17 protein-coding genes are annotated in these 18,962 nt (G+C 40.3%); 9 read left to right on the forward strand and 8 right to left on the reverse strand.

Annotated features, from left to right (window positions below; translation table 11 throughout):
• Positions 1-921, reverse strand: coding sequence for a manganese-dependent inorganic pyrophosphatase (locus L1068_RS18750; protein ID WP_237131434.1), 921 nt, complete (start codon positions 919-921; stop codon positions 1-3).
• 155 nt (positions 922-1,076) lie between these two features.
• Here L1068_RS18750 and L1068_RS18755 point away from each other — a divergent pair, with 155 nt between their 5' ends.
• Together L1068_RS18755 and mutM are read left to right on the forward strand one after the other, a co-directional pair.
• A complete protein-coding gene (locus L1068_RS18755; protein ID WP_237131435.1) occupies positions 1,077-1,538 on the forward strand; it encodes a hypothetical protein in 462 nt (153 codons plus the stop codon).
• An 8-nt stretch (positions 1,539-1,546) separates the two neighbouring features.
• The gene (gene mutM, locus L1068_RS18760; protein WP_237131436.1) at positions 1,547-2,356 is read left to right on the forward strand and encodes a bifunctional DNA-formamidopyrimidine glycosylase/DNA-(apurinic or apyrimidinic site) lyase; all 810 of its coding nucleotides are present in this window, start codon (positions 1,547-1,549) and stop codon (positions 2,354-2,356) included.
• Between the two features lie 34 nt (positions 2,357-2,390).
• Here the strand turns inward: mutM and L1068_RS18765 are convergent, their stop codons facing one another.
• Genes L1068_RS18765 through L1068_RS18775 form a run of 3 tightly spaced genes read right to left on the reverse strand, consistent with a single transcriptional unit; the run spans position 2,391 to position 4,922 of the window.
• Positions 2,391-2,891: a DUF3299 domain-containing protein gene (locus L1068_RS18765; RefSeq protein ID WP_237131437.1), complete on the reverse strand. Its 501-nt coding sequence runs from the start codon at positions 2,889-2,891 to the stop codon at positions 2,391-2,393.
• A gap of 7 nt (positions 2,892-2,898) precedes the next feature.
• Entirely contained in the window at positions 2,899-4,239 is a 1,341-nt protein-coding gene (locus L1068_RS18770) for an ABC transporter permease (protein WP_237131438.1), read from the reverse strand.
• Positions 4,236-4,922, reverse strand: coding sequence for an ABC transporter ATP-binding protein (locus tag L1068_RS18775; RefSeq protein ID WP_237131439.1), 687 nt, complete (start codon positions 4,920-4,922; stop codon positions 4,236-4,238). The genes L1068_RS18770 and L1068_RS18775 overlap by 4 nt, the downstream gene beginning before the upstream one ends.
• A gap of 199 nt (positions 4,923-5,121) precedes the next feature.
• Between L1068_RS18775 and L1068_RS18780 the strand changes: the two genes are divergently transcribed.
• The 4 genes from L1068_RS18780 to L1068_RS18795 all read left to right on the forward strand — a co-directional run bounded on the left by L1068_RS18780 (position 5,122) and on the right by L1068_RS18795 (position 11,303).
• Positions 5,122-6,222, forward strand: a complete 1,101-nt coding sequence (locus tag L1068_RS18780) for a phosphoribosylaminoimidazolesuccinocarboxamide synthase (RefSeq protein WP_105170235.1) — start codon at positions 5,122-5,124, stop codon at positions 6,220-6,222.
• Between the two features lie 530 nt (positions 6,223-6,752).
• Positions 6,753-8,591, forward strand: coding sequence for a S8 family serine peptidase (locus L1068_RS18785; protein WP_237131440.1), 1,839 nt, complete (start codon positions 6,753-6,755; stop codon positions 8,589-8,591).
• A gap of 135 nt (positions 8,592-8,726) precedes the next feature.
• Positions 8,727-10,544, forward strand: a complete 1,818-nt coding sequence (locus tag L1068_RS18790) for a S8 family serine peptidase (protein ID WP_237131441.1) — start codon at positions 8,727-8,729, stop codon at positions 10,542-10,544.
• 75 nt (positions 10,545-10,619) lie between these two features.
• Positions 10,620-11,303, forward strand: coding sequence for a type II CAAX endopeptidase family protein (locus tag L1068_RS18795; protein WP_237131442.1), 684 nt, complete (start codon positions 10,620-10,622; stop codon positions 11,301-11,303).
• Between the two features lie 7 nt (positions 11,304-11,310).
• Here the strand turns inward: L1068_RS18795 and L1068_RS18800 are convergent, their stop codons facing one another.
• From L1068_RS18800 to L1068_RS18815, 4 genes are all read right to left on the reverse strand, one after another.
• Complete coding sequence (locus L1068_RS18800) at positions 11,311-12,501, reverse strand: hypothetical protein (RefSeq protein ID WP_237131443.1); 1,191 nt, start codon at positions 12,499-12,501, stop codon at positions 11,311-11,313.
• A 43-nt stretch (positions 12,502-12,544) separates the two neighbouring features.
• The gene (locus L1068_RS18805) at positions 12,545-14,902 is read right to left on the reverse strand and encodes an EAL domain-containing protein (RefSeq protein ID WP_237131444.1); all 2,358 of its coding nucleotides are present in this window, start codon (positions 14,900-14,902) and stop codon (positions 12,545-12,547) included.
• 6 nt (positions 14,903-14,908) lie between these two features.
• Positions 14,909-15,562 carry a hypothetical protein gene (locus L1068_RS18810; protein WP_237131445.1) on the reverse strand — a complete coding sequence of 218 codons (654 nt, stop codon included), beginning with the start codon at positions 15,560-15,562 and terminating at the stop codon, positions 14,909-14,911.
• Between the two features lie 201 nt (positions 15,563-15,763).
• Positions 15,764-16,624: a YicC/YloC family endoribonuclease gene (locus L1068_RS18815; protein WP_237131446.1), complete on the reverse strand. Its 861-nt coding sequence runs from the start codon at positions 16,622-16,624 to the stop codon at positions 15,764-15,766.
• Between the two features lie 188 nt (positions 16,625-16,812).
• Between L1068_RS18815 and rph the strand changes: the two genes are divergently transcribed.
• Genes rph through L1068_RS18830 form a run of 3 tightly spaced genes read left to right on the forward strand, consistent with a single transcriptional unit; the run spans position 16,813 to position 18,624 of the window.
• Entirely contained in the window at positions 16,813-17,526 is a 714-nt protein-coding gene (rph, locus tag L1068_RS18820) for a ribonuclease PH (RefSeq protein ID WP_237131447.1), read from the forward strand.
• Positions 17,527-17,537: 11 nt separating this feature from the next.
• Positions 17,538-18,182 (forward strand): orotate phosphoribosyltransferase, encoded by a 645-nt coding sequence (gene pyrE, locus L1068_RS18825; protein WP_038637440.1) that lies wholly within the window; start codon positions 17,538-17,540, stop codon positions 18,180-18,182.
• 58 nt (positions 18,183-18,240) lie between these two features.
• Entirely contained in the window at positions 18,241-18,624 is a 384-nt protein-coding gene (locus L1068_RS18830; RefSeq protein WP_105170221.1) for a diacylglycerol kinase, read from the forward strand.
• The last annotated feature ends 338 nt before the right edge of the window (positions 18,625-18,962 follow it).

The raw sequence follows: 18,962 nt of genomic DNA on the forward strand, positions 1-18,962 counted from the left end.
TTAAGCAAATGCATCTTGTAGCGGTGGCACTACTTGCTTCTTACGGCTTAGTACACCATCTAACCAAACGCGGCTTTGCTCTGGCGCAACACCGTAAGCACGCTCAACAATGCCTTCGTCATCAGACGCGATTAGCATTTGTGAACCTTCTTTCATGATGTCTGTAAGTAGTAAGAATACAGAATGACGACCACCTTCTTCTTTTAGCTTTGCAATGTCAGCTTCAAGATCTGCTTTGATGCCGTCGAATACCGCTAGGTCGATAACTTCTAACTGACCGATACCTACAAGGTTACCGTTCATGTTGAAGTCTTTAAAATCACGCATAACTAGGTCACGAGCTGGTGTGCCTTCAACCGCTGATTTTACTTTAAACATTTCCATGCCGAATGCTTTGTAGTCTTCGATACCTGCGATTTCAGCAAGTACTTCAACACACTTGATATCAGCAGTAGTACAAGTTGGTGACTTAAAGATAACAGTATCAGATAGGATTGCACCTAACATAAGACCTGCGATGTTCTTTGGAATTTCAACACCATAGAAATCATACATCATCTTAATGATGGTATTTGAACAGCCTACAGGGCGGATCCAACACTCAAGAGGTGTAGACGTTGTTAAATCGCCCAGTTTGTGGTGGTCAACAACACCAACAACCGTTGCTTCATCAATGTCATCTGGTGCTTGGGTTTTTTCAGTGTGGTCTACAATGTAAACCTCTTCACCTGCGTAGCTCATTTTAAGCTCAGGTGCTTCAAAACCAAATGTGTCTAAAATGAACTGAGTTTCAGGTGATACATCGCCTAAACGTGTTGCGATTGCTGCTTCACCAATTTGATTCTTTAAATATGCAAGTGCAATTGCACCGCAGATAGAATCTGAATCAGGGATCTTATGACCCACTACATACATTGCCATGGACGGAACTCCTTAAATTTTGGCGCATAGTTTAGCAAAAAAATAACCTTTTAACAGCGACAGAAATTACTCATTTGGTATTACTTATAAGCATGCTAAAACTGCTTGTTTCAGATAAACTTAGTAATACTGAAATAGACTCGTTTTGGATCGAAATGATTAGGCTTGGACGAACCGGCTGGAATAATGTCATTATTTTTGCCATGTTAATTATGATTTTTTTGTTTAATGGACTGCATCATAAGATTATCTCGACGTCTGATGATGAGGCTACGCAATCACTGTTACCACCCAATAGCGCAGTGCTGACCTATCAATACAGCGACTTTAAAATTGAGCGAATTGGTACGAGTTGGCGCACTAATAAGCAGTTAAATATTGATGTTGAATTGCTTGATTTAAATTGGCGACAAGCAAGCGGTGAGATGATGCCGATAGTTGATGAAAAGTCCTCGGCGCTCGCAAGCGTGGAACTTTTCATTGCAGGTTATGATCGCAGTTTGGTGTTTGACGTATTTACTACGCCAGGTGGGTGTTTTGTTGATGATAATCAAGCGCGTCGTTTAAAATTAGATAAACAAACCTGCAATCAGTTATTTCCTACCACGGAGTTTTAGAGTTTTTTATGCCTGAATTACCAGAAGTTGAAGTAAGCCGTTTAGGCATTTCGCCACATATGCTCAAGCAAACGGTGAAACAAGTGCGCGTGCATCAAGCGCAATTGCGTTGGCCGGTACCAGACGACGTTTATCAACTTGAAGGTAACGTAATAATAGACATTAGCCGCCGTGCAAAATACCTAATGATTAGTGTGGATGCAGGTAGTGTGATTTTGCACTTAGGCATGTCGGGGAATCTGCGGGTAGTCGATAATTCTGTACCACTCAAAAAGCATGATCATATCGAAATAGAGCTCGAAAATGGCAAAGTACTCCGTCTGAATGATCCACGTCGTTTTGGCGCTTGTTTGTGGCAAGCAGCGGGTGAAATTCATAGCAGCTTACTAAAATTGGGTCCTGAGCCATTAAAAGACGAATTTGATGCTGACTACCTCTATGAAAAATCACGACAAAAGCAAACTGCAATAAAACAGTTTTTAATGGATAACAGCGTGGTTGTAGGAGTGGGTAATATTTATGCCAATGAATCTTTATTTAAAGCGGGTATTCACCCTAAGCGCGCGGCAGGTAAGATCTCTAAAAAGCGTTACCAACAATTAGTGCCTATCGTAAAGCAAACATTAGCGGATGCCATTGAACAGGGTGGCACAACACTCAAAGACTTTGCCCAAACCGATGGAAAGCCAGGCTATTTTGCACAGAAGTTATTGGTGTATGGGCGTAAAGGTGAGCCGTGTGTAACCTGCAAAGAGCCACTAATGGAAATTCGTCAAGGACAACGCAGTACAGTGTATTGTAAAAATTGTCAGAAATAGAAGGCGCCGCAGCGCCTTTTTTGTTTAGATGTATTTAAAGGTCAAATGGCGCAACGCCTACACCTTCGATACGATAACCTACCTTTGCTAGCTCGCCTTCCCAGCTTTCGGTTTTCATTTTACCTGTAACAGAAATGGCATCGTAAAGGCTTTCAATCGGTACGCCATCTTTAAAGGTTACGTGCACTATCTGATTTGGTGGCGGTGGTGGTACATGAATACAGGCACCAAAATATGGTACTAATAAAAACTCGGTGATCACTTCATCATCACCCTCAAGTGGCACCACAAAACCAGGTAATGTCACCATGGTATTATTCAGCTCTTTTACAATAGGCGCGTTTAAATCGGGTTGCACCCAGTTGGCTTCAGAGTTTTCATTGTGTGAAGCTTGCCCTTCAACTGGTGATGATGAATAGCCTTTAGGAATGAGGTCTTCCCAGTAAAGCTCTTTTGCTTTTCCATTGGCAAACAGCTGATTACTTAATAACGTTATTAAGGCGAAAAAAGTAAACAATAGCGAATGTCGTTTCATATAATTCTCAAACTTTTATGGTTAAGCCATCGCTCAATGCGTAACGATATGCTTTGTAAGCAGGTAAACAACCAAATAAGGTGCCAAGCAAAATAATACCAGCCAATAAACTCATTTGATATTGGCTAAGTGCCATAAGTTGCAAGTGAATACCGCTGATGCTGCCAAGCATGTTAGCAAGCAACACAATAACAAGGTAATAAAATGCGATAGCCAGCAAGGTGGCGCATACTGTGATTAAAAAAGCTTCTAAGCCAAGCAGAGTGAATATAGTACGCGGCGAAGCACCCACTGAGCGTAAAATCGCAAGTTCGCGGCGACGTTGACTGAGACTTGCCAATAAATTAGTCAACATGCCAAGTAAAGCAATAACGACAACAGCACCCGAGATAACCAATAAGGCTTTTTCAAATAGACCGACTACTTCCCATAACTGGCGTAGGGTGAATTTGGGCATAATCGCCAGCAATGGCTCTTGCTTATATTGGCTGATATTACGTTGTAGCTGGAGTGCAAAAATTGGACTTTTTAGGCCTAATAAAAATGCGCTGATCTGTTTTGGTTGGCCGGTTAGTTCCGCATTTGATAGGGCTGGCAACTTGTTATGTTTATCACTTTGTTCGTTGTGGTGCTGATGGTTCTTATCATCATGTTCATGATTATGTTCATGATGCTCATCTGCTTGGTGATTTTTGCTAATATTAGGCGTTGTTGAACCATGAATATTATCAATTGCAACTAGTGGCACATGCACGCTGTTATCTACCGCTGTGCCTGTTGCCGCTAATATACCCACGACTTTGAATGGGTGATCGTCATGATGGTGAAAGCTGGTATTGCCAGCGCCATGCGACAGTACAATCAAGTCACCTAAATGGTAATGCAGTTTTTTAGCTACATTACTGCCAAGCACTACATGATTTACTTGTTCAAAAGCGTGCCCTTTTGTGAATACAAGATTTTGCTTATTGGCATAACGGTAATGAGCAAAGTAGTCATTATTGGTACCAATAACGCTAAAACCTTTGTGGCTATCACCAAGTGACAGTGGAATCGCCCATTTTACAGAGCGCTTGCTAGTAATATCTTGATAGCTTTTGAAGCTTAAATTGTTAGTTGGGTGACCGATACGAAATACCGAAAAAAGTAATAATTCGGTATTGCCAGTGCGAGCACCGACAATTAAGTCGGTGCCTGATACCGTATTATGAAAGCTTGCTTTGGCATCAACACGGGCGCGTTCAATAAGTAGTAACAAGGTAATACTTAGCGCTATAGCTATGGTTGTTATCGCAATACTAGAAAAACGATTCAGTAAGCTTTTGCGTGAGAGGGTTAATAAGCTCATAGTGCTTTCTCCTGCATAAAGCTTGAAAGTGCTAATTGCCTATCAAATAAATTTGCGAGCGTTTGGTCGTGGCTGACAAATAAAATACTGGTTTGATTATTGTTAGCTTGCTCAAAAAGCTGGTTAATAAATTCTTCTCGGGCGTCGTTATCAAGGGCTGACGTTGGCTCATCGGCAATGATAAGTTCTGGTTCACCAAGTAATGCTCTGGCAGCGGCAACGCGTTGTTGTTGCCCTATGCTTAGTTGATTGACTGGTTTAGCAATATTTTGTTCGCTTAATCCAAGCGCCATTAATAATGTCGTCGCTCCTTTTTCAACACTGCCGTATTTGGTTATGGCTTTTTCAGTACGTATTTTTGAGAACTCACACCCTAGCGCTACATTTTCAGTAGCTGATAAAAAAGGAATTAAATTAAATTGCTGAAAAATATAACCTATGTGATCTGCGCGAAAGCGATCTTTTTGTTTTTGTGAAAGAGTCGAAAAAGCCGTGTCTAAAATCGAAATTGAGCCGCTGTTTTGCTGTTGCACCCCGGTAATTAGTGAGAGCAATGTTGATTTACCACTGCCGCTTGGGCCGTAAATAAACACATGCTCGCCTTTTGCTAAGGCAAAATCATGCAGCACAAATTGACTGCGAGCACCTGGGTATGAAAAAGTGAGATTGTTTATCGCTAACATGACTGCACAAAATTAGTTTATATTGGTGTGATACTATAACAACAACACCTTGAAACCAATCTTTTGCGATAGCAATTCATACCCTTGCTTTTTTTGTTCAATTATTGAGTTTACAGTGACTTTTCACTAAAATTGGCGCACCCCAATTTAGAGTGCATAACGCGCTTTTCTAGTATCAAAAATATCTTTTGGAGTTTCCATGAGTTCATATAAGGTTTTGGACGTAAATGACGATTTACCGATCCGTACCAAAGGTAAGGTTCACAGCGGTAAAGTTCGCAGTGTTTATTGGTTAACCGAGCAAGACAGCGTTCGCTTAATCGAAGAAAAGGGATATAACATTCCAAAAGATACACCACTTGCACTGATGGTTATTTCAGACCGTATTTCAGCGTTTGACTGTATTTGGCAAGGTGAAAACGGCCTTAACGGTGTACCAGGTAAAGGTATTGCGCTTAACTCAGTGGCGTCTCACTGGTTTAAATTATTTGATGAAGCAGGCCTTGCGGGTAACCACATTGTTGATATTCCACACCCTTATGTATGGATTGTACGTAAAGCTGAAACTGTTCGCGTTGAAGCAATTGCACGCCAATACATTACGGGTAGTATGTGGCGCGATTACGCAAAAGGCGTTCGCAACTTCTGTGGTATTGATTTACCAGAAGGGTTAGAAGCTCACCAAAAATTAGACAATGTATTAATTACACCATCGACTAAAGGCATTATTACTGGCGTAGCAGAAGTGCCAGAAGTAGATGATGTAAACATTACGCGCGAAAACATCGAAAACAATTTAGCGGCATTTAACTTTAAGTCGGCAAGCGATATCGATTTATACGAAAAGCTATTAACTGAAGGCTTTAAGCTAATTAGCGAGCAACTTGCAGAGCTTGACCAAATTTTTGTGGATACGAAGTTTGAGTTTGGCTACGTTGAAGAAGTTGATGGTTCGCATAAGCTTATTTATATCGATGAAGTTGGTACACCAGATTCATCACGTATTTGGGATGGCCCAGCTTATCGCGATGGTAAGATTGTTGAAAACTCGAAAGAGGGTTTCCGCCAGTTATTAATTAATAACGTGCCTGATAGCGATGTATTACTTAATAAAGATCGCATGGATGAACGTGAAGAACTTGCCAAGGGTTACAAACTACCGGTAGATGTGATGATGCAAGTGTCAGACACTTACGTAGGTATTGCGAGCAAAATTGTTGGTAAACAGTTAGAAATTCCAAGCGATCCACGTCAAGAAGTGATCGATATTCTTGATAAAGAGTATGGTCTTATCGACTAAGCTTTAATGCGCCTTAAATAACCCTTATTTAGGGCGCTTTTTTGTTCCACCTTAATTATCTACCCAACTATTTCCTACTTTCTATTTCTCCTAGCGCTTTAGCCTAGTGATAAGGCTTCCATCAAGCGTATTTTTGCCGTGTGTGTGACATTTTTATGTGATGTTAACTTTGTTTACAAAGACAATGTAAACAAATGTAACGAGGTTTTTGCGGTTATATAAAATAGAGTTAAAAACGGGACTTATTTTCATTTAGATATTGAAAGTCAGGTCTGATGAGTTTTACTGGTTATTTGGAAATATTATCCCTTTTTTTCGATTAATTGGGGGAGTTATTGCAAAGAGTGATTTAGAAGTTTAGCTCTTAAGGTGTTTGGATGTCTGCTTATATTTAAAAGTATGTATTGTTTTGTTGATTTGGAATATGTGAATTTTGTTGTTGAAATGTTAAATATTAGTTAACTTTATTCCCGAATACAGATACGGCTTGCAAAGCATGTGTCTTACTTTATGTAATCTGGGAAAGCTATATGAAATTAAAAACATTAACTACATCAGTACTACTAGCGTTAAGCACAGTAGCTACTGCGCAAGCAGCAGATGAAAACCGTTTTATCATCCAAGTTGATAACAACAACAAAGGCGTAGTAAAAGCGCTCGCTAAAAAACTTGGTGGTGATATTAAACTAGATTCAAATGGATTTTTTGCTGCAAGCTTCTCAGGGAAAGATTTATCAGAAGTGAAAGGACTTCTTAACAACCCACATATTAAACTAATTGAGCAAGATTTTGTGCGTAAGCCAATGTCACTTTACAGTGATGACATTGGTGATGCGATGACACAGCAATTAACACCGTATGCTGTATACCAATCACAGGCAGATCAACTGGCGTTTGATGCATCTTCAGATATGAAAGTATGCGTAATTGATTCAGGTCTTGATCAATCTAACCCAGATTTTGTTTGGGGTAACATCACTGGTGATAACGATTCTGGTACAGGTAACTGGAATGAGCACGGTGGTCCTCACGGTACTCACGTAGCGGGTACAATTGGTGCAGCTGATAACGGTTTTGGTGTAGTAGGTATGGCACCAGGCGTACCTATGCACATTATTAAAGTATTTAATGCTGAAGGTTGGGGCTATTCATCAGATTTAGCACATGCAGCAAACCTATGTAGTCAAGCTGGCGCTAACATTATCAGCATGAGCTTAGGTGGCGGTGGTTCTAATAGCACTGAATCAAATGCATTCGCTGACTTTACAGCGGCAGGTGGTTTAGTGGTTGCTGCTGCAGGTAACGACGGTAACAATGTGCGTTCATACCCAGCGGGTTACCCTTCAGTAATGATGATTGGTGCAAATGACAATAACGACCAAATTGCAGACTTCTCACAATTCCCGAGCTGTACATCAGGCCGAGGTAAACGTGCAACTGAAGATGAAACTATTTGTGTTGAAGTGACAGCTGGTGGTGTAGATACACTTTCTACTTACCCTGCAGATATGGCAACAAGCGCATCACTTTCTGCGGATGGTGTGGCAATGAATACATCGTCAATGGAAAATGCGGGTGAAGCGACTGCGTCTACCTTCTTTATGGGTACAGCTGAGGCGGTTGATTCAGGTGCGGCTGGTAAAATTTGTGTGATTGACCGTGGTAATATTTCATTCCACGATAAAGTACTAAACTGTGAAAACTCAGGCGGTGTTGGTGCGGTAATTATTAATAACGAAGCAGGCATGCTTTACGGAACATTAGGCGACACTAATGCGACGACAATTCCTGCAGTTGGCGGTGCATTTGAAGACCGTGCTACGCTTCTTAATGCGGCATCAATGACAGTTAAAATTGGTACGAGCGATTATGGCTTTATGAGCGGTACGTCAATGGCAACACCAGCGGTTTCTGGTATTGCAGCACTAGTTTGGTCAAACCACCCAACGTGTACAGGTACTGAAATCCGTAATGCACTTAAAGCGACTGCTTATGATGCTGGTGCAGCAGGTAAAGATGTTTACTTTGGTTACGGTATCGTAAAAGCAAAAGCAGCTGATGATTACCTAACAGCGAATGGCTGTGCTGGTGGTGACAATGGCGGCGGTGATAACGGTGGTGGTGAAGGTGATATCACGTTATCGGCACAAGGTTACAAAGTGAAAGGTTCTAAACGTGTAGACCTAACTTGGTCAGGTACAAGTGTATCTTCAATGGACGTTTTCCGAAATGGCTCTATGATTGCTACAGTATCAAATACGGGTAGCTACACAGATGCAGTTGGTGGGAAAGGTGGCGGTAGCTATACTTACCAAGTATGTGAAGCAGGTACATCTACTTGTTCAGCTGAAAAGACAGTAGTTTTTTAATTGATTTTCTAATCAACCCTAAACAAAGCCGCGTAAGCGGCTTTTTTTATGTTCTTTAGTATAGAGTCGTACTGGCGATTCCCCCTAAATTGACTATTCTAAAAATTGCAATAGTTGTGTTTGGGGCATAAACCAATGAAACTCTCTTCTCTTACTGTATGCATCGCCTTCTCTATTAGCGCGGGTGTATATGCCGAACCTGATAATCATCGATACATTATTCAAGTCGACAATGCCAATAAAGGTGTCGTGAAAGCACTTGCAAAACGTTTTGGAGGTGACATAAAGCTCGATAGTGATGGCTTTTTTGCTGCGTCGTTTGCTGGGAAGGATCTCCAAACCTTAAGAGGATTGTTAAATAACCCTCACATTAAATTAATTGAACAAGATTACCCGCGTACAGCTTTTAATTTGTTTAATGATGATATTGGCGATGCTATGACACAACAATTAACCCCGTATGTTGTCTATCAAGCGCAAGCAGACAAGGTATTGTTTGATGGCAACAGTGGTATCAAGGTGTGTGTGATTGACTCAGGCTTAGATCAATCTAACAGCGATTTTGTGTGGGGCAATATAGATGGTACTAACGATTCCGGTACAGGGAATTGGTATGAGCAAGGTGGACCCCATGGCACCCATGTCGCTGGCACAATTGGTGCTGCTGATAACAATGTGGGTGTTATAGGCATGGCTCCTGGCGTATTAATGCATATTGTTAAAGTGTTTAATGCAAGTGGTTGGGGGTATTCGTCAAGCCTTGCTCATGCAGCGAATGTTTGTGCTGCAGCAGGCGCAAACATTATTAATATGAGTTTAGGTGGTGGTGGTGCCAGTTCAACTGAATCAGCAGCTTTTGAAAACTTCGCAAGCGCTGGTGGACTTTCAATTGCCGCAGCGGGTAACGATGGCAATAGCGTTCGCAGTTATCCTGCAGGCTATTCGTCAGTAATGATGGTTGGTGCAAATGATGCAAATAATCAAATCGCTAGCTTTTCACAATTTCCGAGCTGTGAAACAGGACGCGGCAAAAAACGTAAACAAGATGAAACCATTTGCGTAGAAGTCACCGCTGGTGGTGTAGATACCTTATCAACCTATCCTGCAGGAACTGCAAGTACTGCGGCTGTGCTAGCTGATGGTTTTGGGGTCGCTTCGAGCGCGATGGAAAATACCGGGGACGAAACCGCTTCACCTCACTTTATGGGGCTTGGGGATACGGTCGATAGTGGTGCAAACGGAAAAGTGTGTGTCATCGATAGAGGGAGTATTAGCTTTCATGATAAAGCGCTTAATTGCCAAAACTCGGGAGGCATTGCTGCAGTTATTGTGAATAATGAAGCCGGGCTCTTTAGCGGCACATTGGGCTCTCCAAATAACACAAGTATTCCTACTGTTAGCGTAGCATTAGAAGATAGAAGTCAAATGTTGAACGCACTTTCCATAAGAGTAAAAGTAGGTGCCAGCGATTATGGCTATATGAGTGGCACATCTATGGCAACGCCAGCCGTTGCAGGCATAGCAGCACTGGTTTGGTCAAATCATCCTGATTGTAGCGGCGAAGAGATTCGTAGTGCATTAAAAGCAAGCGCGCTTGATGGGGGAGCCGCTGGTAAAGATGTGTACTTTGGTTATGGCATAGTACAAGCAAAAGCCGCTGATGATTACTTAATTGCTAACCCATGCGGTGGTGATGGCGGTGGCGACCCAGGTAATACAGACCTTAACATAACCGGCTATAAAGTAAGAGGCGTGCAACATGTCGACCTTGTTTGGTCGGGCATATCGGGCAGTTTGGTCGACATTTACCGTAATGGCACTGTTGTTAACTCAGTAAGTAATAATGGCGAATACACAGATAACATCGGCGTAAAAGGCGGTGGTAGCTATACCTATAAAGTATGTGAAGCGGGCACCAATCAATGCACTTCAGAGCAATCGGTGGTGTTTTAGCTAAGTTGATTACTTCACATTAAATTCATTAAATTCTTAACGTGCCTTTCTATACTGTAATAGGAGGGCATGCTATTGAAACTCGATCCTACCCGTTGGGCACCTAAGCATTATTACAAACGCATTTTGATTTGCGAATTTGTATTTTTATTCTTTTGTTTACCCGTATTTTTGTATTTCGTACGCGATGTGATCGCGCCTTATTTACTGCTTTTTTTGGTATCGGTAGTAGGGTGGTGTGTTTTACTGTTGTTAAGTGATCCGCGTTTTAAGCGTTTTCGCCTTTGGAATCCGGTGCAGCTTAAATTATCGCTCGATAGAGTGGTTGCTACTTTTTTAGTCGCAGCGCTATTGATGATGATAGCTAGTTGGTATTTTACGCCCCAATGGTTCTTTACTTTACCCACGCAACAAACTAAGTGGTGGTTCTTACTGTTAATTCTTTACCCTATTTTTTCAGCCTGGCCGCAGGAAGTGATTTTTCGTACCTTTATGTTTCATCGTTATAAACGAGTCTTTAAAAGTAAGCAGCTACGTGCATATTTAAGTGCGACAAGTTTTGCATTAGCGCATCTATTATTTGCAAATTGGATTGCGGTAGTGGGGGCCTTTATTGCAGGTTTAGTATTTTCATTTACCTATATTCATTCACGTAGCACCTTGTTAGTGGCTGTTGAGCACAGTTTATGGGGATGTTGGTTATTTACCGCTGGGCTCGGCATGTATTTTGATAGCACGATGCGTTTATACAGCGAGTAATTCACGTTTAATGTTTGAAGTAATAGCGGTAACCAATTTGATATTGGCTTTCTTTTTTATCTACTGCTTGGTTTACGTACCAGCGCGAAGGGCGTGTTGAATCGATATAGTTATATTCAGTTAGAATAAATGATTGTTTAGAGAGCTTATAGCGATAAGCAAATGAAAAGGCATTACCTTGCTCGTTGTTGTTATCACCCCAAATGTTATCTAAATCATCCACATTAAAGTGCTCAAAACGCGCTGCAATATGATGGTTAGACCAAAAATGACGTAGCATTATAAATGCGTTGTCGAAATCATTATCGACCACTTTTTCTTGGTATGGTGATGTCATGTAAGTATTGCCTTTCATGTACTGGGCAATGACTTCCCATTCTTTCGCAAAACGGTATTTCAACGCTGAATGAATAAATTCTGTTGTCCATGTGTACTGACCATTTTCAACAATCCCTTCTTTAGCAAAGTTATCGTAATAGCCTAAGTTGAATCTAAGTTTATTTGCGTACTTCCAATTGGCTGAAACATGCAAACCAAAGCGGTCATCAAGTTCTAAAAAAGGGTCTGATTCAGCGGCTTGTGCAGCGAGTTTCTGTTGGCGTGCGGGGAAATCTTGTACAATTAATTTTTCATGTAGCAAGGTTTGGCGACTACCAATAGTCCAACCGTGCCACGCTAGCATTGCACCCGCAGGATCGTTGTTTTTAAACAGCGAAATATCGCCTGAAAAACTATGCTTTGAGCCTGAGAATTTCCCCAACTTTTCAAGTGATAAGTTTATGCCGGTATTTCGAAGTTCCTCACCAACCCAATTGTTTAAACTGCTAGAGGTTAATGTATATGGGGTAGACCAAGCAGTAGCTACATTTTCAAAACTAATCGTTGGATAGAAAACACCGAGTTTTGATTTTATTCGCCAGCCATTACTTGAGGGCAGGCCTTTGTAACTAATAAAGCTTTCGGTTATACCAATGGCACTATTACCTTTGTTAGCAAATGCGTTAGCGACTAATGTTGCAGACCATGTTGAATTAAATTCCAAATTAAGATGGGCACCTAACTGTCCGAGTGCTATTCCAAAGCCATCGTCAAAGCGAAATTTTCCATAATCACCGGTTAAATAGCTATTACTATCATCGCTTGTTACATGATAAGCCCTTAAATCAATTAGCCCTTTTATATTTGCATCTACGGCCAATAACTGACTGCTTGTGCATAAAAGAGAAATAGGTAGAAGGCTTTTAATCAAGTACTTTCGCATGTGTTTTTGTCTGTTTTTTATAGTTAGATTGAGATAACCATGCCTCAAATTCATGAGCGGGTAATGGTTTACTAATAAAGTATCCTTGTGCTAATTCACATCCTTGAGATTGAAGAAATAGTAATGTGGCTTCGTCTTCAATACCTTCCGCAACAACCGACAACCCCATATTGTGCGCAAGTTCAATGGTTGATTTAACAATGATTTGATCATTTTCATTATCGAGCAAATGCTGTACGAAGGAGCGATCTATTTTTAGCTCTTGCACTGGTAGTTGTTTTAATTGCGCGAGTGAAGAATATCCTGTGCCGTAATCATCTATCGATAATTTAAAGCCGCTTTGATTTAGGTAGTTCAATACCTCGGTTGCCTTTTCAGGATCATCCACAACGGCATCTTCGGTAACTTCTAAAGTAATCGCGCAATCGGTTAATTGATGTTGTTGTTTTAACGAGATTACATAATCTGGATAGGACTTATCTAATATATTTTCGGCAGAAATATTTATTGCAATGTTGATGTGGATTCCATTTGATTGCCATGCCAAATATTGATTAATTGCCGCATTCGTTACCCAGCGAGTTAATGCATCCATTTGCCCGGTTTTTTCTGCAATGCTAATAAAACTATCTGGTGGAATTAAGCCTTTTTCAGGATGTTGCCATCTTACCAAGGCTTCAACGTGGCTTATCTCCATTGTTTTTAACGAAAGCTTTGGCTGAAAAAACAAGGTGAGCTGATCTTGTTCGATGGCTGTTCGCAAATTATTGGTTAAAAACAGACGCTCAATGGCATTTTGGTCAAAAATTGGGTCATAAATTTGGAATGCTTTTTTGTTGTTTTTGGCGCGTTGAATTGCCACATTGGATTTTTGTAATAATTCGGCCACAGAACAGTTAGGGTGTTGTGACGCAACAACGACACCAAAGGTAAATTGCAGGTGCAGGTGAATGTTTTGAAATTGGCATTGCATTGTTAATGCTGATTGCAATGTGTCGATTAGTGCGTCGATGTTTTGGTTTTCAATTAGGAGTATAAAATTTTCGTTACCTAAGTGATAACAATCAAAGTCATGTGGTGTGTTTTCAATACGATTCGCAACCTCATTGATGACATAGTCACTCGCCTGATAACCGAGGGTTTCGGCTATTTCCTCCGCTCTTAAAATACTCAGTTGTACAATTAAAAAGTCATGCTTGGATATTTGACGTTTTTCAATTGCACTAACAAGAGCATTTCGATTAGGTAAATGTGTTAGTTGGTCATGAAAGGCTTGAAAGCTAATTGTTTTCTCACGTGAAATAATCGCTTTTGTCATGTCATTAAATTCATTCGAAAGTTGTTTTAACTCTCGGCTACCCGATACATTTACGATACCGTCGTAATTACCTTTGGAAATTGATTTTACTTGGCTTATCAGGCTTTTGATTGGGCGGGTAATACCTCGTGCAATGGCAATTGCGCCAAACGTCGATAAAAGTACCGTAATAAAAACTAGCAAAGCTAATCGCGGCCATTGGATATCAATGCTTTTTAATAAATCTGCACGAGACTCAAAAAGCACCGCTGAAATATACCCATTGTCGGTGTTGCCAAGTTCTATACGGTTATACAAATATTGGTGTTCTGTATTGGCAATTATGCGTTTGAATACATCGGCTTTTATTGGGTAATTATCTTCATCTGAGCTGGCAATAACTTGGTAGTGCTTACCATCAAAGCTGGCAAACCCAATGTTTACATCGGTCAATGTCGCGAGTTCATTAGCAAGTGCGTTATTAATCAAATAACCAAACCCCACCCAACCAACAATGCGAGAGCCACTTTTAATAGGTGCAAAGCTCAGTTGATAAAGTAAATTGTCAATAAAGACCAGTTGCGCCGTTTCTTGCTGTAAAAAGCTGGTGGGTTGGCTAAAAGGTTCGCCTTGTCCTTTGCCTACTCGCACTTTTACTATTCCATCATCGTTTGTGTAAGTAACTAGCTGCGCAAAAACGATTCCTTTGTTATTGATTGCCATTGCAAGGTCGCTATCAATGCGTTTTCGGTGATTATTTAAAGCAACTAAAAAGCTCTTTGTATCTTCGTCTAATACAGATTTTAGGCCGTAGTCTTTTGCTGCTGTTTCAGCAAATGCAGAGAGGTAATAGCGGCGATTATTAAACTGTGTTTCAAATATATTAGATGCATTGCTTAAGCGATTGTTTAATTGGGTATTCTCAAGCTTTACATTGGTGTGATAGGTGAAATAGAAGCTAACCAGTTGCACGAGCAATAGTAAAAATAAGAACAATATTAAAATTTTACTTTGTAAACTGCGCACTTTGAAAAGTCTCATAGTTGATTAGTACTCTTCTAAAAATTCAAATTCTTCTTGCCCAACTTGTTTGGGAATAGGTAATAGCGGTTTGGTTAGGGTTAATGTCAGTGTTTTTTTATCTGTGCTTAGCAAATGGCTTTCGGTTATTTGATGTGATGGTGTATCAAGTTGAGGGTGCCAAACTGAAATATTATATTGGCCTGGGTCTTTTATTGTAAATACGGCGCTACCGTTTGTGTTTGTTTTAGTAAAATATGGTGTGTCGACAACTAATATGTAACCACTCATCCAATCATGAATGTTGCATCCCATAGCAACTTCTTCGGCTGCATTCATATCAGAGATATGTTTTGAATCACCTGCTTTTAACTTAAATTCAAATCGATTTTTACCTGACACAGAGTAAATATGATGGGTAATATCATCCTTATTTGAGAAAACAACATTTTGCCCTTTTTGCATCACGGTAATATATGGCGTAAATTTTTTACCTTGTTGACCAATGACCAGCGTTTGGTTGTTGCGTTGTAAATCGGCGACCCCAGCTTTTGGCGTTACAAATACGACGACTTTGTTTACAGCGTTATTATTTTTATCAACGACGTTCACCATCAGCTCGAGTGCATTAGCTTCACTAAATGCAGTAACCGCTGATAATAAAAGTAATAAGTACCTCAAAAGATTTTCCCCATGTAATGCCAAACTCATTTCAAATTAATTGTTAATGTTGAAAAGTGATTTTATGAGCTAAAAGTAAGTTTAGACCCGTTTATAGCTAGAGCGAGGTTTTAAGGAAAAAATTGCAAGATTTATTAATAATATAAAAAAAGCCAATCGGTGTTCGATTGGCTTTTTCGATATAGTAAATGTAAAAAGAGCTTACTCGATATTCTGAATTTGCTCGCGCATTTGTTCGATCAATACTTTTAACTCAACTGCTGCGTTGGTTACTTCTGTATTAATAGACTTTGATGCGAGTGTATTTGCTTCACGGTTAAACTCTTGCATCATAAAATCTAAACGGCGGCCGCATGCGCCACCTTTTTTCAGGATTTTACGGGTTTCTTTAACGTGCGATTGTAGACGATCAAGTTCTTCAGCAACATCTTGCTTTTGTGCAAGGTAAATTAGCTCTTGCTCAAGACGGTTTTGGTCAATCTCTGCTTTTAACTCTTCTAAACGGTTCGTTAATTTTTCACGCTGCCATTTCATTACTTCAGGCATTTGACCGTTTACAATTTCAACTTGCTCAATAATCGCGGTTAAACGGGTATCTATCATGGTTTCAAGGTTTGCACCTTCCGAACCACGCGCATCAATAAAATCAGAAACAGTTTTATCAAAACCACTCAGCAATTCTGTTTGCACTGAATCCATATCCATTTCTTCAGCTTCCATAACACCAGGCCAACGCAGAATGTCCATCGGACTGATTTCGCCATCAATTTGTTCTTGTAGCCAAGTTGCATTTTTCATAATTTGCTTAGCTAACGCTTGGTTGATTTTCATCTCGCCTACATGCACAGGGTTGGCATTAAACTTAAGTGACACTTCTACTTTACCGCGCTGCAATTGCTTGCGTAGTTTTTCACGGATAACAGGCTCTAGTGCTCTAAATTGTTCCGGTAGACGAATAAAGGTTTCTAAGTATCTTTGGTTAACAGAGCGAATTTCCCAAACGCCGTTACCCCAGTCACCTTTAACTTCATGGCGAGCGTAGGCTGTCATACTATGGATCATGTGCGGTTTCCTAAGTTTTTAGAAATGATAATTTATGCTTGGTCGCATTATAGCGGAAGTTGTTAAGCAGCTTACAGTAAATTTTATCTGATAAAAATATAAAGACTGTGCCTTTTATGACTTTTCCCATAGCGATTCGAACAATTAGTTCTTATAATATGCCAAATCTTGAATAGTGAGGATATCCAATGCGTCCTAGTGAACGAACGCCTAACCAAATTCGCCCAGTTTCTTTTACTCGTAATTATACAATGCATGCTGAAGGTTCAGTATTAGTTGAGTTCGGCAATACCAAGGTATTGTGTACTGCAACAGTTGAAGCAGGCGTGCCGCGCTTTATGAAAGGGCAAGGTAAAGGTTGGATCACGGCTGAATACGGTATGCTACCGCGTTCAACTCACAGCCGTTGTGGTCGTGAAGCTGCAAAAGGTAAGCAAGGTGGCCGCACTATGGAAATCCAACGTCTGATTGCACGTTCGTTACGTGCAGCTGTCGACTTATCAGCGCTCGGAGAAAATACAATTACGATTGATTGTGATGTTATTCAAGCTGATGGTGGTACACGTACTGCTTCAATTAGTGGTGCATGTGTTGCATTAGTTGATGCACTTACCTATATGCGTACCAAAGGCATGATCAACGCTAATCCACTTAAGCATATGATTGCTGCAATTTCGGTAGGTATTTATAACGGTGAAGCGGTAACGGATCTTGAATATTTAGAAGACTCAGAAGCTGAAACGGATATGAATGTAATTATGACCGAAACAGGTAAGTTTATTGAAGTGCAAGGTACTGCTGAAGGCGAACCGTTCTCTTATGACGAATTAACTGACTTACTTGAATTAGCTAAGCATTCAATTCGCGAAATCATCGATATGCAAAAGCAAGCGTTAGCGTAATAGGGGACAACATGAAAGATTATCAAAAAGAGTTTATTGAATTTGCACTTGAGAAGCAGGTGCTTAAGTTTGGTGAGTTTACACTTAAGTCTGGCCGTACTAGCCCTTACTTCTTTAATGCGGGTTTATTTAATACTGGTCGTGACCTTGCACGTTTAGGCCGCTTTTATGCAGCTGCATTACAAGATTCTGGTATTGATTTCGATGTATTATTTGGCCCTGCTTATAAAGGTATTCCAATTGCGACTACAACAGCAGTTGCATTAGCTGACCATCATGACCGTGATGTGCCTTACTGCTTTAACCGTAAAGAGAAAAAAGATCACGGTGAAGGCGGTACATTAGTAGGGTCTGCACTTGAAGGTAAAATCATGCTTGTGGATGACGTGATCACGGCAGGTACTGCAATTCGCGAATCAATGGAAATCATTGCTGCAAATGGTGCCGATTTATCAGGTGTACTGATTGCGCTTGATCGCCAAGAAAAAGGTAAAGCCGAGCTATCTGCTATTCAAGAAGTTGAGCGTGACTTTAATACACAGGTAATTTCAATTGTTAAGCTAGCTGACCTTATTACTTATCTTGAGCAAAAAGGTGATATGTCTGAGCACTTAGCTTCGGTCAAAGCGTACCGTGATCAATACGGTGTAGCGTAATTACCTAAAAGTTTGATATAAAACCCCGGTTATCGGGGTTTTTTTATGGATAAATAAAATGAGCGAAATAAATAAACCAAATGGCGGCGGGTTACAGCGTGTATTTAAAGCCAGCTACTGTTCTTACTTAGGTATTAAAGCTGCTATAAAAGAAGAAGCAGCATTTCGCCAAGAACTGCTTTTGGCAATTGTGATGTTTCCGGCATCATTTTGGTTGGCTCAAGATTTGATTCATTGGGCTGTGTTAGTTTCAGTGCTGTTATTAGTACTAATAGTAGAATTATTAAATTCAGCAATTGAAGCATTAACTGATCGCGTAAGCACAGAAAGACATGTTTTATCCGGTCGAGCAAAAGATATGGGCTCAGCTGCGGTTACGTTTTCACTATTAATCGTCGGTATCGTCTGGGGCGTAAGTCTCTATATAAAGATCTTTGCTTAATTTACTGTGGTGTAAAATTAGACATTTTTTAAGTTATCTGGCTTTAAAAGTGATAAATATGTAACGGAAGTTGCAAATTATGGCGGTTTTGTACGTATTTTACCCAAACGATCCAAAAAACTAAAAAAAGTTTGAAATAGGGGTTGATCCAAATTCGGATCTCTCTATAATGCGCCTCCACCAACACGGGGAACGACGCAGAATAGCAGCGAATCACGAGTTGGTTGAGTCAAGTAAAACTGAGTTTTGAAACTTTCTTAAAATAAAAAGAAAATAATCAAAATTAAGTGTTGACAAAAAAATAGGAAAGCGTAATATGCGCAGCCCTAACAGCGACG

Source organism: Pseudoalteromonas sp. MMG024 (assembly GCF_021654175.1).
GTDB lineage: Bacteria > Pseudomonadota > Gammaproteobacteria > Enterobacterales > Alteromonadaceae > Pseudoalteromonas.